The organism is Spirosoma sp. (assembly GCF_048594605.1).
In the GTDB taxonomy this organism is placed as follows: domain Bacteria; phylum Bacteroidota; class Bacteroidia; order Cytophagales; family Spirosomataceae; genus Spirosoma.
This window is the reverse complement of sequence record NZ_JBMDWV010000021.1, coordinates 1-19,867: the sequence shown is the minus strand read 5'-3', so window position 1 is coordinate 19,867 and position 19,867 is coordinate 1. Positions and strand designations below refer to the sequence as shown.

The window sequence follows — 19,867 nt, the reverse complement described above, 5'->3', positions numbered from 1 at the left end:
AAAAATTTTGAAACTGATGAATCGTAAGATACTGGCAATGCTCACCCTGACTGTGGCCATGGGAGCTTGTACAAAGGACTTTGAACAAATTAACATCAACCCGAACTCGCCATCGTCGGTGCCGCTGTCGTTCCTATTAGGGCAGTCGCAACTGATGATTGACGGGTCAGCACCCGACCCTGGTTATAAAACCTGGCGGGGTAATCTGATCTACGCTGGACCCATGGTTCAGCAGTTGGCAGCAACGAATTCGTATTACACAGGCGATAAATACATCTATAGCGTTGAGAACACTGGTGCCTACTTTGCCGATTCATATTCGAACGCGGTTAAGAATCTGGTCAACCTGATTGCTCTGGCTAAAGAAAACCCTGCGAATGTTAATACGTTGTCAATTGCCCGGATTCTGAAAGTGCTTCAGATGCACCTGATCACCGATATGTATGGTGATGCTCCTTACTCAGAAGCAGGGCTAGGATACTTAAATCAACTTTTCAGTCCTAAATACGATCTCCAGAAGGACATCTATGCGGATATGCTGAAGGAACTGGACGAAGCCGGTACGGCCTTGTCGACATCAGCAACTGTTCCAACCTCCGCTGATTTTTCGTTCGGTGGCGATATTAACAAATGGAAGAAATTTGCCAATTCGCTGATGTTACGTTTGGCCATGCGAATGCAGAAAGTTGATCCGGCTTCGGCTCAGACATGGGCGAAGAAAGCCGTTGACAAAGGCCTGATGACCAGCAACGACGATACGTATACGATTAAGCACGCATCTGGGCCTACTTATAGTATCAATCCCAATTCGTATAACCTGAGTATTTTCCCTTCAGGTGGTCGGAATATTTTGAACGAAGATGCTGTCTTGTGGTCGAAAACGCTCATCGACATGATGAAGGCGCGCAAGGATCCACGGGTAAACGTAATCGCGGCTATTGCCGGTGGCGATATGACGCCTGCCAAGCAGAAAGGTTTACCGAATGGCTACGATAATACGACAGGCACACCATTTAGCTTGGCTAGTGTTGGGGATCCCAATCTGAAGAACTATTCACGTCCTTCGCCCATCATGATTAATGCAGACGATCCAAGCATTTATTTAACCTATGCCGAAACACGCTTCCTGCTAGCCGAAGCTATTGAGCGAGGCTGGGCTACGGGTTCGGCTAAAGACGAATACGCTAAAGGTCAGGCTGCGGCTCTTTCGCAATTAGCTTTATATGATCCAACGGCGGCTATTACCAATACCGCCGATTACGTAGCCGCTAATCCGTATCCAACGGGTTCTCTGGATGATAAACTAGCGCAAATTCATTCGGAGATGTTTATTCTGACGGCCACGACGATGAACTTCTACGAGGGTTGGTCCAACTGGCGCCGGACAGGATTACCAAAATTAACACCCGTGAACTATCCGGGTAATTCATCAGGCGGCCAGATTCCTCGCCGGATGCGGTATCCGCCCACTGAGGCTGCTGTGAATTCAAACTATGCGCTTGCCAACGAGCGCCAGGGTGGTGATTCGTTTAACTCGCGGGTATGGTGGGATAAACAGTAAGCGCTTAAACGTATCAGTAAGAAAATGCCTCCAAATTCTGGAGGCATTTTTCTTACTATCTTAGTGGACTATTCGGCCCTGCGCCAATACCGTAACGCATGAAGCTCTCTCGTTTTTTTGCCCTTATTCTTTTGGTTGTCGGTTGTAAAAGCAAATCTTCTGACTCGATCTTTACCCGACTTTCTGCCGACGATACGCACATTGATTTCACCAATACCATTCAGGAGACGGAGAAAGATAACGTACTGAACTACGAGTATTTTTATAATGGTGGGGGCGTAGCAGCGGCTGATTTCAACAACGACGGCCTGATTGACTTATACTTCACGGCCAATCAGGGTCAAGACAAGCTCTATATCAATGAAGGAAAACTATCGTTTAAAGACGTAACGAAAACAACTGGAATTACCTGGCAGGGCGAATGGAAAACCGGCGTTGCGGTGGTTGACATCAATAACGATGGCTGGCAGGATATTTACGTATCGGTTTCGGCCAATGTCGACAAACCGGCGCTACGTCATCACAAACTATACATCAACAATAAGAATCTTACGTTTACCGACCGGGCTGCTGAGTATGGCCTGGATTTGATCACATACGCTACGCAGGCCGCTTTCTTCGATTACGATAAGGATGGTGATCTGGACGTTTACCTGCTCAACCACAACGTAAAGGATTTTAAACGTTTCGATGCCGATGCCATACATGCCATGCGCGATTCGCTGGCGGGGCACCGGCTCATGCGGAACGACGGACCCAACCGGAAATTTGTGGACGTAAGCGTTCAGGCGGGTATCAAGGGAAATCCGATAGGTTTTGGTCTGGGTATTCATACCGCCGATCTGAACGGCGATGGCTGGACGGACATTTACGTATCAAACGATTATCTGGAGGAAGACTATCTGTACCTGAACAACAAAAACGGTACGTTTACCGACGTAGTGAAAAAAGCGACTGGCCACGTTAGCTATTTTTCGATGGGCAACGATGTGGGTGATATTAACAATGACTTGCTGCCTGATATTGTTACGATGGATATGCTGCCCGAAGACAACAAGCGGCAGAAGCTGCTATTCGGTCCGGATAAATATGAAGCCTATCTGTCGATGCTACGTAACGGTTTCCATCCGGAAGTAATGCGGAACATGCTCCAGCTCAACAATGGCGTTGATCCGGCGGGTAATCCTACGTTCAGTGAAATTGGCCAACTGTCGGGCATATCCAGCACAGACTGGAGTTGGTCGCCCTTACTGGCTGATTATGACAATGATGGTTACAAAGATTTGTTCGTAACGAACGGCTATCTGCGTGACTACACGAACAACGATTTTGTGAAGTATTACGCCGATCAGGGTGAGCAAAAGAACCAGAGCGTTATGGAGACAATCAGCCATATGCCATCGACCAAAACGCCAAATTATATCTTTCGTAACGAACACAATCTGACGTTTTCCAATAAGCAGACCGACTGGGGATTCGATACGCCTGTGATTTCGAACGGAGCTGTTTATGCAGACCTGGACAACGACGGTGATCTGGAGATCGTGACGAATAATATCAACGAAAAAGCGTTCGTCTATCAGAATTTGGCTGTTCAAAAAGCCGAAAACACGTTCATTGATCTAGTTCTTGACCCTAAGCAAACCGCTCAAAACGCTACGGGAACGAAAGTTTACGTGTACAGTGGCGAACTGAAGCAGTACCAGCAATACACACCAACGCACGGTTTCCAAAGCAGCATGCTCGTTCCGATGCATTTTGGGCTGGGCAAACAGCAAACAATTGATAGCCTGATTGTTGTGTGGCCGAACGGAAGCGTTCAAAAACTAACTGGTCTCAAAGCAAACCAGCGATTAACCGTTACGTATTCACCTAACGCTTCGGGAACTGCTCCTAATCCGGGTGCTGCTACGTCCATATTTACACAAACCAATACGTTGGATTTTGAGCACAAGCAGCTCCCGTTAAATGATTTTAGCCGGCAAATCCTACTGCCCCACATGTACTCATATGCCGGACCACGAATGGCGAAAGGCGATGTGAATAAAGACGGATTGGATGATTTTTACATTGGTGGCGGAAAAGGGCAGGCTGGGGAGTTGTTTATTCAGCAAAAAGATGGTCGTTTTCAGAAAACGGATCAATCAGCTTTTAAGCAGGATGCTTTATGTACCGATACCGATGCGGCTTTTCTGGATGTAGACGGCGATGGCGATCTGGATTTATACGTAACGAGTGGTGGTTATGAATATCTGCCAAACGATCTTTTGCTTCAAAATCGGCTTTACCTGAACAATGGGAAAGGCAGCTTTACGAAAGATATAAATCGCCTTGATCAGAACGATTATGCAGGAAATGCTGTCGAAGTGCTTGATTTTGATAAGGACGGCGATCTGGATCTGTTCGTGTGCGGGTCCGTTATGCCGAATCAATATCCCCGCTTTCAGCCTACCCGACTCTACCGAAATGATAAAGGGAAATTTGCTCCTGTGAAAAATGAAGCCCTAAAGGACTTAGGCTTATTGACAGATGCCTGTGTTATCGATTTTAACAAAGATGGTTTTGATGATATCGTGACTGTAGGAGAGTGGACACCCATCATTCGTCTACAAAATGAACGGGGTGTTTTTAAGCGCGTCCAGGATGAAGAAGAGCCGATAACTGGCTTCTGGCAACGTATTGCTGCCGATGATTTCGATAAAGATGGCGATATGGACCTGATCGTTGGCAACTACGGTCTGAATTGCCATTTCAAAGCTTCACCAGACTTGCCATTAACCATGCTGACGGATGATTTTGATGGAAATGGTACGCTCGATCCGGTGGTTTCGTACTACGTTCAGGGAACGAATTATCCAGCCTATAGCCGTGACGAGCTGCTGGACCAGTTAGTGCCACTACGTAAAGCATACACGTCTTACGCTACGTACTCGGATGCTACTACTGACGACGTAATGAATCAATTCAAAGGAAAAACGCCACAGAAATCATCAATTAATGAGCTGTCAACGGTTTACCTGGCCAATAATAATGGGCGTTTCGAGCGTAAAGAACTGCCCATTCAGGCGCAGTTTTCCCCGGTATATTCAATCCTGTCGCAGGACCTGAACGGTGATGGGTTCCAGGATTTGATCCTAGCGGGTAATCAAACGCATGGGCGCGTCAGAACCGGGAATATTGATGCAAACTATGGTCAGGTATTTCTGAATGATCGAAAGGGGAATTTCACATATGTTCCGCAATACCAATCAGGGCTTTATCTGCGTGGCGATGTCCGGTCGCTGATGTTCATTAACAATCAATTGATCGTCGGCATCAACAGCCAGAAAGCACAGATTTACGCAATAAGGAAATAAATAAGGGGAATGAATCACACTGTTCATTCCCCTTATTTATTTCCTTATTAAAAAACTTATCCCCGCAATTCAACGACTTGCCCATCCTGACAACGTAGCACACGACCGGGGTATTTGTGCAGGAGCTCGTAATTGTGTGTTGCCATAAGAATGGCGGTTCCATCGGCATTGATGGCTTGAAAAACTTTCATAATTTGATCAGCAACAGCAGGATCAAGATTTCCCGTTGGCTCATCGGCAATAACGATTTGCGGATGATTCAGCAATGATCGGGCAATCACAACGCGTTGCTGCTCACCACCCGAAAGCTGATGCGGCATTTTCTGCTGGGCGCTTTCCAGGCCAACTTGTGTCAGTACTTCGGCGATACGTCGGTCCATATCAGCCTTGTTTTTCCAGCCTGTAGCTTTCAATACAAACTTCAGGTTATCTTCAACAGAACGGTCGAAAAACAATTGAAAATCCTGAAAAACGATGCCAATTTTCCGGCGAAGTTGCGGAATGTCGCGGGAACTGAGTGCACTTAGTGCATAACCTGCTACGTGCCCTTTTCCGCTATGAAGGTGCAGATCGGCATACAGGGTTTTGAGCATCGACGACTTGCCACTGCCCGTACGGCCAATTACGTAAACAAAATCGCCTTTGTTAATTCGAAACGATACGTCACCTAAAACCAGCTTTTTGCCCTGGTAAATGTCAGCGTGATCGAGCGTAAGAACGGGTTCGGGGGAAAGCATAAAAAGAGTCGTCGGTCAATAAATAGTCACTAGTCGTCAGTCAACCGTAATTTAGGACAGCAGCCCCCAACGACTATTGACTGACGACTAACAACTTTTTTACTTTTTCACGGGCCGGTTTGCCTTTTCGTGATCAGCCAGGAACTTAGCCAGGCCACTATCGGTAAGTGGGTGATTCAACAACGCCTTGATAACGCTCAACGGAGCTGTCATTACGTCTGCACCGATTTCAGCGCACTTAATTACGTGCATTGGGTGACGTACCGATGCTGCCAATACTTCGGTGGTGATGCCGTAATTCGTGAAAATCGTGACGATCTGCTCGATCAGTTCCATACCGTCGGTTGAAATATCATCCAGACGACCAACGAAAGGCGAAACGAAAGAGGCCCCGGCTTTGGCAGCTACCAGTGCCTGACCGGCCGAGAAAATCAGTGTGCAGTTTGTGCGAATTCCTTTTTCTGAAAAATACTTGATGGCTTTTACACCATCGGCAGTCATTGGGATTTTCACAACGATGTTCTCGTCGATCTCGGCCAGTTCATCGCCTTCTTTAATCATCTCTTCGTACTTGATGGAGATAACTTCCGCGCTGACATCGCTTCCTACGATTTCGCAAATCTGCTTGTAGTGGCGCATTACGTTGTCTTTTCCCGTAATACCTTCTTTAGCCATCAGCGAAGGGTTGGTGGTTACACCGTCGAGAACACCCATATCCTGGGCTTCACGAATGTCGGCCAGATTAGCCGTATCAATGAAAAATTTCATAGTTAAATTGAACGTTAATTAAGTGGTTTCGACCGCCGGTAGGTTGTTTTACACCGTTACTGACTCATCAACTACGTGCGTTCCGTCCTGAATTTTGCAGACGTGAATGTACGTATCTTTCCCCGTTCGGGCTTTGTATTGTTTCATAATCTGATCCGTGAATGCCTCCAGCGATTCTTCACGTACCAGATTTATGGTGCATCCGCCAAATCCTCCCCCCATCATCCGCGCGCCATATACGCCCGGTTGCTGACGGGCAATGTCAACAAGTATATCTAACTCAGGACAACTTACTTCATACCATTTACTCAATCCTTCGTGTGAGCCGTACATCAATTGCCCGAACGTAGCAATGTCATTCTCTTCGAGTGCGGCTACACCATCAAGCAGGCGTTGATTTTCCTGCACTACGTAGGCACACCGCCGATAAATTAATGGCTCCGTATCCCGCAAATGCTGATCAAGCATTGCCATGGTTACGTCGCGCAGACTTTTTATTTCCGGATAATACGTTTGTAAAAACCGCACGCCCGCTTCGCATTCGGCCCGGCGTGTATTATACTCCGACGTAACGAGTGAATGCTTGACCCGTGAGTCACACAACACAACGCTGATTCCTTCCATACGTAAGGGGGCGTAGGTGTATTCGAGCGAACGGCAGTCGAGTTTAATGACGTGGTCGGCTTTGCCCATCATACTGGCAAACATATCCATGATGCCTACTTTGGCGCCGACAAACTCATTTTCGGCTCGCTGCGAAAGCTTCAACAGTGTAATCCGATCAAGGCCAAGGCCAAATAGTTCGTTCAGGGCAAAACCGACACCGTTTTCAAGCGCAGCCGACGACGACAGCCCGGCACCCATCGGAATTGTACCGCTAAAAACGCAGTTGATTCCACCGATTTTGTGGCCTGCCAGCCGAAATTGAGCGATTACGCCCAACAGATAATCAGCCCACGTGTGTGTCGGCATTAAATCGCTAAGTGAACCCTGGTGTGTTCGGCTCAAATCGTGCGCTACAAAATGAATATTATCATCTGACCGACGTCCAACTTCTAAATAAATGGCTTTATCGATGGCCGCCGGTAGTACAAACCCTTCGTTATAATCGGTATGTTCGCCGATGAGGTTAACGCGGCCAGGAGAACAAATCAGTAGAGGATCTGCGCCAAATAAATGCTGAAAGGACGTAGCAAGCTGACTAAGCAAATTCATGTCGGGGGTTAGGGCTTTAGCGGTTCGATGTAACAAGCCATAACGTACCGCTAAACAAATATAACCTTCGTCCTGAAGGGAAACGGAACCATATAAAAATAAAAAATGGCAAACCAATGTCTCACCGCTACGACCACCTACCCTTGCTTCGGTCAAGACCTGGGGGATTCAGCAGGAGCTGGTAGCACCGATTTGCCGATGCAAAGTTACGTAATTGTTCATCAAACGACCAAATTTCACTCGTACCTTTGTCCAAAATCAATCGTGAATAAATGATTGAGGGATTTAGCGAATACCACGTAGCTAGTCATTTTTGTGGTAGCTACGTAATCAATTACTCAACCAATCACTAAGTTATTTCTTGATGAATCGTCTGAAAGTCTGTATCTTATATTTTGCGTTAATTGCTATATCAGCCTGTAGTTCGTCGGATAAGTACGTTGAACAAGGCCGGGCTTATTTGAAGGAAGGAAAGTTTCGGGAAGCGATACAAGTGCTGAATCAGGCCATTGAGGCCGACGAAGCTAATCCGGAAGCGTTTAATTCACGAGGGGTTGCGTATTTTGAGTTGAAAGAATATGCTAACGCTATGCTCGACTACGATCAGGCCGTTAAACTGGAGCCCGATTTCTATCGCTCCTATTACAATCGGGGCTTGTTAAAAGCAGCCCAAAACGACGTAACAGGAGCTGTAAAGGATTATTCCGAAGCGATACGGCTGATGCCTGATTCGAGTCGTAATCTTAGTGCTGAAATCTTCCTGAACCGGGGGCAGTTGTTTGCCTTGCAGGGACAAATTCAGCCCGCTCTAACCGATTTTTCGCAAGCTATTACGTTAGATCCGAAAAATTCACTGGCTTTATACAACCGTGGCAATCTGCGTTATCAGCAGAAAGATTTAACCGGCGCTGTTTCCGATTTCCAGAAAGCCGTTGAAGCTGACCCGAAATTCGGGAAAGCCTTTTATGGACTAGGTATTGCACAGGTGATCCAGAATGACCGAGAGAAAGCTTGCCTGAATTTGAAACAGGCGCAAAACCTGGGCTATGCTGATGCCGCCAATGCTGTAGCCACGTATTGTCAATAAGCGAGCACTCAAAAGTAATGAACGAACAGAAAAGGTACCTTTACGCTTATGACCTCCCGTCGTTCATTCTTACGTAGTACACTAGCCAGTTTCTGGATGCTACGTAAGCCGAAACGTATTGTTCAAACCGTAACAGGGCCACTGTCTGCTACTAACATGGGCCTTGCCCTGATTCATGAGCATGTATTGGTAGACTTTATCGGGGCCGATCAGATTACGTCGAACCGGTGGAGTCGGGTGGACGTGCTGACCAAAATGCTTCCTTATTTTCTGGAACTGAAACAGCTTGGTTGTCAGGTGGTTTTAGATTGTACTCCCGCTTATCTGGGTAAAGATCCTTTGTTGCTGAAAGAGTTGTCTGAACGTTCGGGAGTACGTATTTTGACGAACACGGGCTACTATGGCGCATCGGATAATAAATATCTGCCTGCTCATGCGTATACCGAAACGGCGGACCAACTGTCTGATCGGTGGGTAGCCGATTTTCAGAACGGCATTGACGGAACCGGTATTCGGCCGGGTTTTATCAAAATCGGAGTCAATCCAGGACATTTGTCTGAATTGCACCGCAAACTTGTTGTAGCGGCTGCCCGCACTCACAAGCGTACCGGGCTAACCATTTGTTCACATACAGGGCCGTACGTACCGGCCTTTGAGCAGATTGACGTATTGAAGCAGGAAGGCGTTCGGCCTGATGCGTTCGTATGGACTCATGCGCAGGGCAACAATATGGTTCACTACGCACATGCCGTTCGGGAAGGGGCCTGGGTGAGCCTGGACGGGCTCGACAAAACGAACGTTGCTGCCTATGCCGATACGTTACTGCTCATGAAAGAAAACCGATTTTTGCACCGGACGCTTCTGTCGCACGATGCGGGTTGGTATGATCCGGCAAAATCAAATGATCAGGGTGTTGGTCGTGATTATACCATATTATTTAAACAATTGATGCCCGAACTTAACAAACGCGGATTTACTAGAAAAAACTGGAAGCAGATCTTAATCGAGAATCCGGCAGAAGCGTTCAGTCTGGAACCTAAATGAGATTGAAATTCGGGTTTAGATCAATAATCTACTTCCAGATTTAATACCTTTCGGAGTTCGTGCAAAGCTGGATTCTTTTCAGCAAGGTAGTTGAATTTGTCCTGCGAACTGTAAATCATTTTCTTCACTTCCTGCACCACCACTTTGTGCTCAAGCTGAATCTGGCTGTTCTGAAGTTCATTACGTAGATAGCCTAGTAAATCCGGCTTCAGTTCAGTTAAGAAGCCTACCTGCAGCGTATTGTCGAGCGTCAGGTGAATCGTTGTCCCTTCCAGTACTAACTCCCGATTCAGCACAACCTGCTCCGATGTAATGTCGTTCTGCTGCCGACGTAAACGTGCAAACGTGTTCCAGACATCCTGCAAATCGTCGAGAGAGAACGGCTTATCCGGTCGGGTAGGTGCCTTGATTGCAACAACTTCTTCCGCATCGGCAGTCGACTGGGCAGGACCATTTGTCAGAGACACAGTTGAGCGCAGACGGCTGCTGGCTGGGCGCGTCGGTGGAGCTATTTGAGGTCTGGCAGATGGACTGGGCTTTTCAGCTATAGCAGCCGCAGCCGGTAACGTAGCCGTGCCATTTCGGTACGTTGATGACTTTGTCGCCACAGCATTGGGCATTGGACCGTCGGCAGACGTAGCAGATTGATAATCATTTACCGGCTCACTCGTAACGGGATGAGTTTCGGTTAAGGGGCTGATTTTATCAGGCGATGGCGGTGGGCTGTCGTTTTTTTTTTCTAACACCGACTCCTCAGCCGGACGCAGCGTTGTCGAATTGTCGTCATTACGAAATCCATTTCCGTTAAGCGGTAATTCAGGCAGCGTTTCCCAGTTCAGCAGGTTTCGTAAATTGGCCAGCTTCATCAGCCAGAGTTCTATGTGCAGCCGCTGATCCTTAGCCTGTTTGTAGTTCAGGTCGCACTGGCTGCCTGTACTTAGCGCCGATAACAAAAACGACATCGGCGCCCGCGCCGATTGATCGAGGTATTGCCGACGAACGTTTTCGGTCACTTGCAGCAACTGAACCGTGGCGGCATCCTTACAGACCAGCAAATCACGGAAGTGACGACATAAACCAACGATGAACTGATGGCCATCAAATCCTTTTCTTAATATTTCGTCGACTGTAAGCAGGCTTTGTGATAGATTACCTGCCAGCAATAAGTCGGTCAGTTTGAAATAATAATCGTAATCGAGGATGTGCAGGTTGTCCAGCACTTCTTTGTAACGAATTACCCGATCGGCTGCGAACGTAACGTTCAGATCGAACATCGACAGCGCATCCCGCAACCCACCGTCGGCCTTCTGGGCAATTAGATCGAGGGCTTCGTTTTCAGCGGTAATGCCTTCTTTTTCGGCAATCTTCGCCAGATGACTGGCAATATGCTGTGGCTGAATCCGGTTGAAATCGAAAATTTGACAGCGCGACAGGATGGTTGGCAGAATTTTGTGTTTTTCGGTGGTCGCCAGAATAAAAATGGCGTAGGAGGGAGGCTCTTCCAGCGTTTTCAAACAGGCGTTGAAAGCCGCCGACTAGAGCATGTGCACCTCGTCAATAATATAAATTTTATACTTGCCCGACTGGGGCGGATAACGTACCTGATCAATCAGATTTCGGATGTCTTCAACCGAGTTGTTCGAGGCTGCATCCAGTTCATGAATATTAAACGACGCATTCTGATTGAAACTTACGCAGGATTCACACTGGTCGCAGGCTTCGCCTTCGGGCGTTAGGTTTTGGCAATTGATGGTTTTGGCGAGAATGCGGGCACAGGTCGTTTTACCAACACCCCGTGGTCCGCAAAACAGGAATGCAGAAGCCAGGTGATTGGTTGTAATCGCATTCTTTAACGTAGTGGTAATATGCTCTTGTCCGACAACCGTATCGAAAGTTGCCGGGCGGTACTTGCGGGCCGAGACCACGAAATTTTCCATACCCAAAGTTAGTACGGTCGGGGCGGAAAGGCAAACCCGAAATGCAGGGTTTAAGCAAATCGATTGAAATCGAACCGTATAAAAGATAATACGTCCGTTCGGTCAGAATAAATGCTTTTCTGCTGAATACTATTCGATATTAGCTCTGCGTTTTTGTATTATTGTACGAAATAAGAGTAGTATTTACTGATAAGTTACTGTTCGTAACCTAAGCTCAGTTTAAAGTTAACTCAACGAATTTTCTATGAAGCACACCTTTACATTTCAGCATGTCAGGGCTTATTGTTTTTCCGTTCTAACGTTCCTTTTTGTTGTAATTTCTGACGTACCATCCTTCGCCAGCCTGGCGTATACTCATAAAGACGTAGTGGCCGATCGCTCCGTAACTGGGCGCGTGGTTGATTCAAAAAATCAGGCATTGCCCGGCGTAAGCGTATTACTAAAAGGTACGCAAAAAGGAACGACGACGGATGCAAACGGGCGCTTTCAACTGAGTGTTCCTGAGCAGGGAGCGGTTCTCCAGTTTTCGTATATTGGTTACGTTACGCAGGAAGTAACCGTTGGTAACCAGACCGATCTGAACGTTACGTTGCTCGATGATGCCAAGTCACTCAACGAAGTGGTAGTGGTCGGTTACGGTACGCAGAAAAAAGCCGACGTAACGGGTGCCGTTTCGACTGTTACGTCAAAAGATATCGGGCGACTTCCTGTAGGCGGTATTGATCAGGCGTTGCAGGGAAAAGCAGCTGGTGTGCGCGTTACGCAATCGTCGGGACAGCCCGGCGAGGGAATTACGGTACGCATTCGCGGTGTCGGGACAATTAACGATAACAGTCCGCTCTACGTCATTGATGGCGTGCCCACGAAAGATCCGGGGAGTTTGCTGAATCCGAACGACATCGAAAGTATGTCTGTCCTGAAAGATGCCTCATCGGCTGCCATTTATGGAGCGCGTTCGGCGAATGGGGTTATTGTGGTGACAACCAAGCGTGGTCAGTCGGGCGCACCGCGTATTTCATTCAACAGTTATACCGGTATTCAGCAGCACGGTCGGCTGATTCCGATGGCGAATACGGCCGAATACGTTCAAATTTACAACGAAGCGGCCAACACCGATAACGCAGCCATCGGTGATCCTACGTTATTTCGAAAACTTATCACGGCCGACCCTGCTACGTTGCCAAATACGGATTGGCAACGCGCCATTTTCCGAACGGCACCGATTCAAAATTATCAGTTGTCGATTAGTGGCGGTACCGAAAAATCGCACTATCTGATTTCGGGCAACTACTTTGATCAGCAGGGCATTATCCTGAATTCGGGTTATAAACGTTATGCGCTACGTACCAGTCTGGATACCGATATAAAAGGTAAAGTGAAGATTGGAACAAATATAAACCTGACTTATGCAAACCGAAGTATTATAGGAAGTTCGGGTGATGGCTACGGCGGCAATGGCGGGAGTATTGTGCGCTACGCCCTGTTTCGCACACCTGCGATTGCCATCTATGATTCCACCGGAAATTATACCGATTTGCCTGCACGCCCGGATCTGTACGGTGATGGCTACAATCCGGTTGGCTTAGCCAACAAGCAGGACAATAAGCAAAATCAGTACCGCGTATTCGGAAACCTCTTTGCCGAATGGCAGATTACGAAAGACCTGCGTTTCCGGACCGACGGCGGACTGGACGTTAGCATTATCAATCAGAAAATCTATAACGAAAACTGGGGCACCAATAACCGCATCAATAGCCCCGCTACGTTAAGTGATCGGATCAGCACGAGTACCAATCTAAACTGGAACAATACGCTGAATTACTCGCGCACATTCGGCGAAAGCCATGACGTATCGGCATTGTTGGGCATGGAGGCCATTCAGAATATTGGACGCGATCTGGCGGGTTCCGACCGTAATTTTATAGATCAGGACCCCAATCTACGTTATCTGGGACGAGGTAATGATCCGCTGGGGCGTTCCGCTTCGGAAGGCGATCAACGCTGGAAATTGCTTTCCCAGTTTCTGCGGGTTAACTACGCCTATCGGAACAAATATCTGGCTACGGTTAATGTTCGGCGGGATGGCTCTTCGCGCTTTTCGCCCCAGAACCGCTACGCTACGTTCTATTCGGGCTCTGTCGGCTGGAACATTGATCAGGAAGCTTTTTTTGAGCCGCTGTCCGGGTTCGTGTCGGCGCTGAAAGTTCGGGCTAGTATTGGTCAACTGGGTAACCAGGACATTGGAAATTATCCATATGCTTCTATCGTCGGAAGCGGTTTTAATTATCCGTTTGGTAATCCGCAGCAAACCAACAATGGGTATGCCATTACTGGTCGGGGAAATTCGAACGTAAAATGGGAAGCTTCAACCCAAACGGATTTTGGGCTGGATGCGGCTTTTTTCAGAAATAAACTGCAATTGAACGTCGATTATTTTATTAAGACAACGTCGGATATGCTGGTCCCCGTACCGGTGCCTCGCTCGGGCGGTACGGCGGGCGTCCCCTATGTAAATGCGGGTAAGGTTGAAAACCGGGGCGTTGAACTTGATCTGACGTACCGAAATCGGGTGGGGCAAGTGACGTTCGACGTAACAGCCAACGGATCATTTATCCGAAACAAAGTAGTTTCGCTCAGCGACGGTCGACCGATTCCAGGCGGGCGTATCGATAATGGTATTTACGCTACGTTGACCGAGCCGGGCCACCCCATCGGGTCGTTTTATCTGCTCACGCAGGCCGGTATTTTTCAACGTAGCGACGAAATATTCACGAGTGCGTTTCAGGGAAATGGTATTCAGGCGGGCGACGTAAAATTTGCGGACATCAATAGCGATGGGCTGATTAATCAGAACGACCGCTCACACGTTGGAAGCCCAATTCCAACGCTGCTGTATGGACTAACAGCCAACGTGCAATGGAAAGGTTTCGATCTGTCGGCGTTTTTTCAGGGTGTATCGGGCAACAAAATTTATTACCAGGTTGCTACTGACATTGAAGGGTTTTACCGGGCGTTTAACATTAGCAAACGGGTTGTTGACGAGCACTGGCGGGGCGAAGGCACCAGCAATACGCAGCCGCGCGTGTCGTGGCGGGGTTCGGCAAACAATAAACAGCCGTCTACGCGTTTTCTGGAAGATGGCGCCTATACACGTCTGAAAAATTTGCAGATCGGCTATACGCTGCCTAATAAAATCAGTCAGAAAATTGGCTCATCCAGCGTGCGTGTCTACGTAGCAGGGCAAAACCTGCTGACGTTTACCAGGTATCCGGGACTCGACCCCGAACAGCAAACCAGCGATAACGTCAATAACGAACCATTCAGAGGGGACGTAGCGGTGGGTATCGATTGGGGTACGTACCCGAGCGCGCGGACATACACAATTGGCTTAAATGTAGGTTTTTGAACGTAACGTTATGAAACGAATCTATTCATTGATTCTGGGCGGCAGCCTGTTGGCGCTGGCAACGGCTGGCTGTAAAAATTACCTGGATGAACAACTGCTGGGTAATTATTCCGACGGAACATTTTATCAGACGCAGGCACAGGCCATTCTGGCAATCAACGCAGCTTATACACCCCTGACGTTTTCGAGCGACCGTAACCGCCTGTGGGTGTTTGGCGACGTAGCGTCGGACGATGCCGCGAAAGGTGGTGACCCCGGCGATCAGGCGGATATTGGATTGATCGACGATTTTCAGATTTTTCCGAGCAATGGTCCCGTCGAATCGCAGTGGGGCGAATTGTACGAAGGTGTTTACCGATGCAATCAGATTCTGGCGCGGGTTCCGGCTATTTCGATGGACGCCAACGTAAAGAACCGGATTCTGGGCGAAGCACGGTTCCTGCGGGCGATGTATTACTTCTATCTGGTCAATATTTACGGTCCGGTGCCGCTATTGCTGGAACCCAAAAACGCCGACCAGCTCCAGATTACGCAATCGCCGGTGCAGACGATTTATGAGCAGGCCATCGAACCGGATTTGCAGGAAGCTATCAAAAATCTCCCTGCTACGTATACCGGTTCTGATGTGGGCCGAGCTACCAAAGGAGCCGCTACGGCGCTGTTGGCGAAAGCGTATCTGTATCAGCAAAAATGGCAACAGGCGGCTACTACGGCCGCGCAGGTGCAGCCAATCGGCAATTATTCGCTGCTGCCGGTTTTCTCGCAAAATTTCAGCCAGGCGTTTAAAAACAATGCCGAAGCCATCTTTTCTGTCCAGCATCTGGCGGGTCAGGTGCCGTTTACGGGCAATCGGCTGAATCAGTGGTTTGCACCACGTGCTGGCGAAAATGGGTACTTCTTTAATGCGCCGACCACGAGCTTTGTCAATGAATTTGAAAAAACAAGCGCGGGCGTAGTAGACCCCCGATTGGATTACACGGTGGGTCGGGCCGGGAGGCTGTGGGTGAACGGCGAGCCGTTTGATCCGAGCTGGTCATCAACGGGTTATCTAACCAAAAAACATGAACAGCCTTTGTCGGAAATTCCGGCCAGCACTAAAGGCGACGGAAACCTAAACTACGTAGCGATTCGCTACGCTGACGTATTGTTATGGCAGGCCGAAGCGCTGAATGAATTAGGCCGGTCGGCAGAAGCGTTGCCGCTGCTGAATCAGGTTCGCAAACGGGCGCGCGAAAGTTACCTCAACGATGCTGCGTTAAGTACGCCCGGTTCCGGAACGGCCGTAGCTACCGTACCCACCGGTTTATTGCCCGACGTAACAACAACGGTTCAGTCGAGTTTACGGGATGCCATTCGCCACGAACGGCGCGTTGAACTGGGGCAGGAATTTCACCGCTTTTTCGATCTGATGCGCTGGGGTAAAGCCTATGCCGAAGCCGCACTACGTGACAAAACCAACTTTAAGTACGACACAAACCGCTTTTTCCCGATTCCGCAGAGCGAACGGGATACCAATAAAGCTCTAAAGTTTTAGGGCCTTTTACCAGTTTACTTTAACTAATTAATAACCCATGAAGAACAATTCATTTTCGGTTCGCTCCATGTTGAGCGCACTATTTGCCTTCGTACTGCTTGCGGTCGTCTTTGATGCCTGTAAGAAAGAAGATACGCCGGCTGTTGTGGTCGATAAAACCAAGCTGAAGGCTCGTTTGGATAGCGCTAATACGATCTATACGGCAGCGGTGGAAGGAGCGCAGGTTGGCCAGTATGAAAAAGACTCGAAAGCAGCGTTTAAAACCTCGATTGATGCAGCTACTACGCTCAACAACAACGCAAATGCTACACAGGCTGATGTCAACAATGGCTACGTAAACCTGGGTCAGGCGATGAACACTTTCGCTAGTAAGAAAGTACAGGAAATTGCTCCACAAAATCTGGTACTTTATCTGAAGATGGATGGCAATGCTAATGATGCGTCCGGGAAGGGATTGAACGGTACATTAAAAGCAGGCTCGACTGGGGTAGGTAGCTTCACTGGCTGGGGGGGCGGTACGCCAACGCCTAGTGCAGACCGATATGGTACAGCCGGGAAAGCTTATTTCTTCGATAAAGGAGCAAACATTGAAGTGCCTTACAATACCGTTCTGAACCCATCAAAGGAGATTTCGATTTCGCTCTGGGCCCGGCCAACGGTGATTCGGCCAAGTAACTACCTGGTTTCGCTGAACCGGTGGAATGGCTACAAATTACAGCTTCAGGAAGCCAACAAAGCGTTTATGACGGTCAAGACTGCTGCAGGTAAATACAACGACAAGGACAACGAATCGCCAACACTGGATGTAAACAAGTGGTACCACATAACCGTAACGTATAAATCAGGAGGCATGACGTTCTACCTGAACGGATCGCCTGTTAAAGCCTACACAGACGTAACAGGTGACCCATATGCCGTGAAGAGCAATATTAACCTAACCATAGGGCAGGACCTGCCAACCAGTCTGTATACGGCAGATGATAAGGACAATGCCGATGGTAATAACTTCTATGGTCCTTGGGGTGGTTACTTCACTGGAGATATAGATGAAGTTCGTATCTACAATGTTGTATTAAGTGATACGCAGGTAAAATCGATTTACAACGCTGAGAAAGCGCCTTAATGATTTCGCGAAATACCCTCTAAATTCGGTTTTTACCCCTAAATCCCCTAAAGGGGACTTTGCCCATGTGTGAAAAAAGTCCCCTTCAGGGGATTTAGGGGTTTGGACGTTAAGGATTTAAAACTTCGTTCTTCTGACAAAAATATACTGCATTGCGACGTCTATTTCTCGCCTTTTTTAGCTTTCTTCTTTTAACAGGCTGCAATCAAGAGCAGGCGACGAATCGGCCGCTTACGTTCTGGTGTTCCAACAATGCCGGAGAAATTGCGTTTGCAAAGACATTTACAGAGCAGTGGCAACGTAACAGACCCGACAAACCGCTACGTTATCAGCCCATTCCCGAAGGACAGTCGAGCGAGGAGATTATTCTGGCATCGGTAGTGGGAAAAACCACGCCCGACGTTTACGCCAATATGTGGCAGGGAAGCGTAGAGATGTATGCCAAAGCGGGCGTACTGATTCCGCTGGATACGCTGAAAGGATTCAAAGAATTTATTACGCTACGTTGCGATAGCGCCGTTATCCGGGAAATTACCTCGTCAGATGGACATATTTATCAGGTCCCCTGGAAAGTAAATCCAATTATGCTGATGTGTAATACGCGTGCTGTCGATGCGCTACGTAACGCCCAGCCGCCGTACTCATACGCTCGCTATCTGGATGCCGGACGGCAGTTTAAGCAGGATAAAAACGGCGATGGCTACGTTGATCAGTGGTTGGGCTACACGGAAGTAAAAGCCATCTGGTACGAACGGCTCTTTAATTTTTATCCGCTGTATCTGGCTGCTTCCAACGGGGCGCCACTCATTGCCAATAACCGGGCTGCCTTCAATAATCAATACGCAGTTGAGGTTTTCCGGTTTTTACAGAACTTGTACAAAGAGAATTATTTTGCCCGCGAACGGCTTTCGGCCACGCGCAACCCTTTTCTGGCACAAACCATTGCTACGCAGTTCACCGGGCCCTGGACGGTAGAATACGTCGATAAATTTAAAGATCCGAATTTTGAGTACAACACCTACGCCATGCCCGTTCCCGACAATCATAAGGGGCCGACCTATACGTATGGTGATCCCAAAAACATTGTCATTTTCAATACGTGCCGCGATCCGCAGGCTGCCTGGGAATTTGTGAAAACGCTGATTGATAAACCCGGCGATCTGAAACTGATGGAATTGACCAATCAGTTTCCGCGCCGAAGAAACGTAGATACCGATCCTTACTTCGCTGGTTTTCTGACCAAAAATCCACGCTTACGTCCCTTCGCTCAACAGACCCGCTATATCAAAGGCGTAGATAATTGCGATGTGATTGTTGAAGTCTTTGACATTATCTCGCAGGAATACGAAGCCTGTGTCATTTTTAACAAAAAAACACCCGAAGCCGCCATTGCCGATGCCGCGAAGGCAGTTGATGTGTTATTAATGGCTGAATGATAGACTGATTGAATTGTTGAATGACTATGTCGCTGCAATTCAATCAGTCTATCATTCAACAATTTAATCATTATGAAAAAATGGACGCCTTATCTGCTCGTTTCGCCTTATATCCTGCATTTTGCGGTGTTTGTGGCGTTTCCGGTTGTGTTCTCGGTGGTACTGACGTTCCATAGCTGGAACATCATCTCGCCGATGCAGTACGTGGGTTTGGCGAACTATGAGCACTTGTTTAAGGATCGGTTGTTCTGGCAGGCGGTCTGGAATACGATACGTTTCCTGATCGTGCACATTCCGCTGCAAATTGTGGTGGCTTTGGCGCTGGCCGAGTTGCTGAACCGGACAATCCGGGGGGCTGGTTTTTTTCGGGCAGCTTTTTTTCTGCCAGTTATTGTGTCGGGTGTGGTCGTTACAATTTTATGGCAGCAATTGTTGAGTTTCAATTCGGGAATTCTGAACCGAATGCTGACGACTATGAGCCTGCCGCGTGTTCCGTGGCTGACCGACCCCGACGTAGCAATGTACTCCATTGCGGCTATGGCTACCTGGAAAAACGTTGGCCTGTACGTAATTCTGTTTCTGGTCGGGCTGCAATCCGTACCGACGCAGTATTACGAAGCAGCTGATCTGGAAGGGGCGACCGACTGGCAGAAGTTCCGCTAC

At 48.2% G+C, this 19,867-nt stretch carries 12 protein-coding genes and 1 pseudogene; 9 read left to right on the top strand and 4 right to left on the bottom strand.

The window, feature by feature from the left end:
* The first annotated feature begins 16 nt into the window (after nt 1–16).
* Entirely contained in the window at nt 17–1,561 is a 1,545-nt protein-coding gene (locus tag ACOJS8_RS01045; RefSeq protein ID WP_420146670.1) for a SusD/RagB family nutrient-binding outer membrane lipoprotein, read from the top strand.
* Between the two features lie 98 nt (nt 1,562–1,659).
* Nucleotides 1,660–4,917 (top strand): VCBS repeat-containing protein, encoded by a 3,258-nt coding sequence (locus ACOJS8_RS01040; RefSeq protein ID WP_420146669.1) that lies wholly within the window; start codon nt 1,660–1,662, stop codon nt 4,915–4,917.
* A gap of 56 nt (nt 4,918–4,973) precedes the next feature.
* On the opposite strand, the gene ACOJS8_RS01035 is transcribed toward ACOJS8_RS01040, so the two are convergent.
* From ACOJS8_RS01035 to galK, 3 genes are all read right to left on the bottom strand, one after another.
* Complete coding sequence (locus tag ACOJS8_RS01035; RefSeq protein WP_420146668.1) at nt 4,974–5,654, bottom strand: cell division ATP-binding protein FtsE; 681 nt, start codon at nt 5,652–5,654, stop codon at nt 4,974–4,976.
* A gap of 99 nt (nt 5,655–5,753) precedes the next feature.
* The gene (gene fsa / locus ACOJS8_RS01030; RefSeq protein WP_420146667.1) at nt 5,754–6,422 is read right to left on the bottom strand and encodes a fructose-6-phosphate aldolase; all 669 of its coding nucleotides are present in this window, start codon (nt 6,420–6,422) and stop codon (nt 5,754–5,756) included.
* 48 nt (nt 6,423–6,470) lie between these two features.
* Entirely contained in the window at nt 6,471–7,637 is a 1,167-nt protein-coding gene (gene galK, locus ACOJS8_RS01025) for a galactokinase (RefSeq protein WP_420146676.1), read from the bottom strand.
* 364 nt (nt 7,638–8,001) lie between these two features.
* On the opposite strand from galK, the gene ACOJS8_RS01020 reads away from it, so the two are divergent.
* Nucleotides 8,002–8,724 carry a tetratricopeptide repeat protein gene (locus ACOJS8_RS01020; protein WP_420146666.1) on the top strand — a complete coding sequence of 241 codons (723 nt, stop codon included), beginning with the start codon at nt 8,002–8,004 and terminating at the stop codon, nt 8,722–8,724.
* Between the two features lie 48 nt (nt 8,725–8,772).
* On the top strand, nt 8,773–9,768 hold the full coding sequence (locus ACOJS8_RS01015; protein ID WP_420146665.1) for a phosphotriesterase family protein: 996 nt from the start codon (nt 8,773–8,775) through the stop codon (nt 9,766–9,768).
* Nucleotides 9,769–9,788: 20 nt separating this feature from the next.
* Here the strand turns inward: ACOJS8_RS01015 and ACOJS8_RS01010 are convergent.
* A pseudogene (locus ACOJS8_RS01010) lies at nt 9,789–11,705 on the bottom strand (DNA polymerase III subunit gamma/tau).
* Nucleotides 11,706–11,949: 244 nt separating this feature from the next.
* Here ACOJS8_RS01010 and ACOJS8_RS01005 point away from each other — a divergent pair.
* The 5 genes from ACOJS8_RS01005 to ACOJS8_RS00985 all read left to right on the top strand — a co-directional run.
* Nucleotides 11,950–15,111, top strand: coding sequence for a SusC/RagA family TonB-linked outer membrane protein (locus ACOJS8_RS01005; protein ID WP_420146664.1), 3,162 nt, complete (start codon nt 11,950–11,952; stop codon nt 15,109–15,111).
* 10 nt (nt 15,112–15,121) lie between these two features.
* A complete protein-coding gene (locus ACOJS8_RS01000) occupies nt 15,122–16,645 on the top strand; it encodes a RagB/SusD family nutrient uptake outer membrane protein (protein ID WP_420146663.1) in 1,524 nt (507 codons plus the stop codon).
* Nucleotides 16,646–16,682: 37 nt separating this feature from the next.
* On the top strand, nt 16,683–17,768 hold the full coding sequence (locus ACOJS8_RS00995; RefSeq protein ID WP_420146662.1) for a LamG-like jellyroll fold domain-containing protein: 1,086 nt from the start codon (nt 16,683–16,685) through the stop codon (nt 17,766–17,768).
* 152 nt (nt 17,769–17,920) lie between these two features.
* Nucleotides 17,921–19,204, top strand: coding sequence for an extracellular solute-binding protein (locus ACOJS8_RS00990; RefSeq protein ID WP_420146661.1), 1,284 nt, complete (start codon nt 17,921–17,923; stop codon nt 19,202–19,204).
* Nucleotides 19,205–19,276: 72 nt separating this feature from the next.
* A partial coding sequence (locus ACOJS8_RS00985) for a carbohydrate ABC transporter permease (RefSeq protein ID WP_420146660.1) occupies nt 19,277–19,867 on the top strand: 591 nt, incomplete at its 3' end.

What these genes read in the sequence shown, in the direction of transcription:
- ACOJS8_RS01045 (WP_420146670.1), top strand. Translation starts at nt 17, where the DNA reads ATGAATCGTAAGATACTGGCAATGCTCACCCTGACTGTGGCCATGGGA.
- ACOJS8_RS01040 (WP_420146669.1), top strand. Translation starts at nt 1,660, where the DNA reads ATGAAGCTCTCTCGTTTTTTTGCCCTTATTCTTTTGGTTGTCGGTTGT.
- ACOJS8_RS01035 (WP_420146668.1), bottom strand. Translation starts at nt 5,654, where the DNA reads ATGCTTTCCCCCGAACCCGTTCTTACGCTCGATCACGCTGACATTTAC.
- fsa (WP_420146667.1), bottom strand. Translation starts at nt 6,422, where the DNA reads ATGAAATTTTTCATTGATACGGCTAATCTGGCCGACATTCGTGAAGCC.
- galK (WP_420146676.1), bottom strand. Translation starts at nt 7,637, where the DNA reads ATGAATTTGCTTAGTCAGCTTGCTACGTCCTTTCAGCATTTATTTGGC.
- ACOJS8_RS01020 (WP_420146666.1), top strand. Translation starts at nt 8,002, where the DNA reads ATGAATCGTCTGAAAGTCTGTATCTTATATTTTGCGTTAATTGCTATA.
- ACOJS8_RS01015 (WP_420146665.1), top strand. Translation starts at nt 8,773, where the DNA reads ATGACCTCCCGTCGTTCATTCTTACGTAGTACACTAGCCAGTTTCTGG.
- ACOJS8_RS01005 (WP_420146664.1), top strand. Translation starts at nt 11,950, where the DNA reads ATGAAGCACACCTTTACATTTCAGCATGTCAGGGCTTATTGTTTTTCC.
- ACOJS8_RS01000 (WP_420146663.1), top strand. Translation starts at nt 15,122, where the DNA reads ATGAAACGAATCTATTCATTGATTCTGGGCGGCAGCCTGTTGGCGCTG.
- ACOJS8_RS00995 (WP_420146662.1), top strand. Translation starts at nt 16,683, where the DNA reads ATGAAGAACAATTCATTTTCGGTTCGCTCCATGTTGAGCGCACTATTT.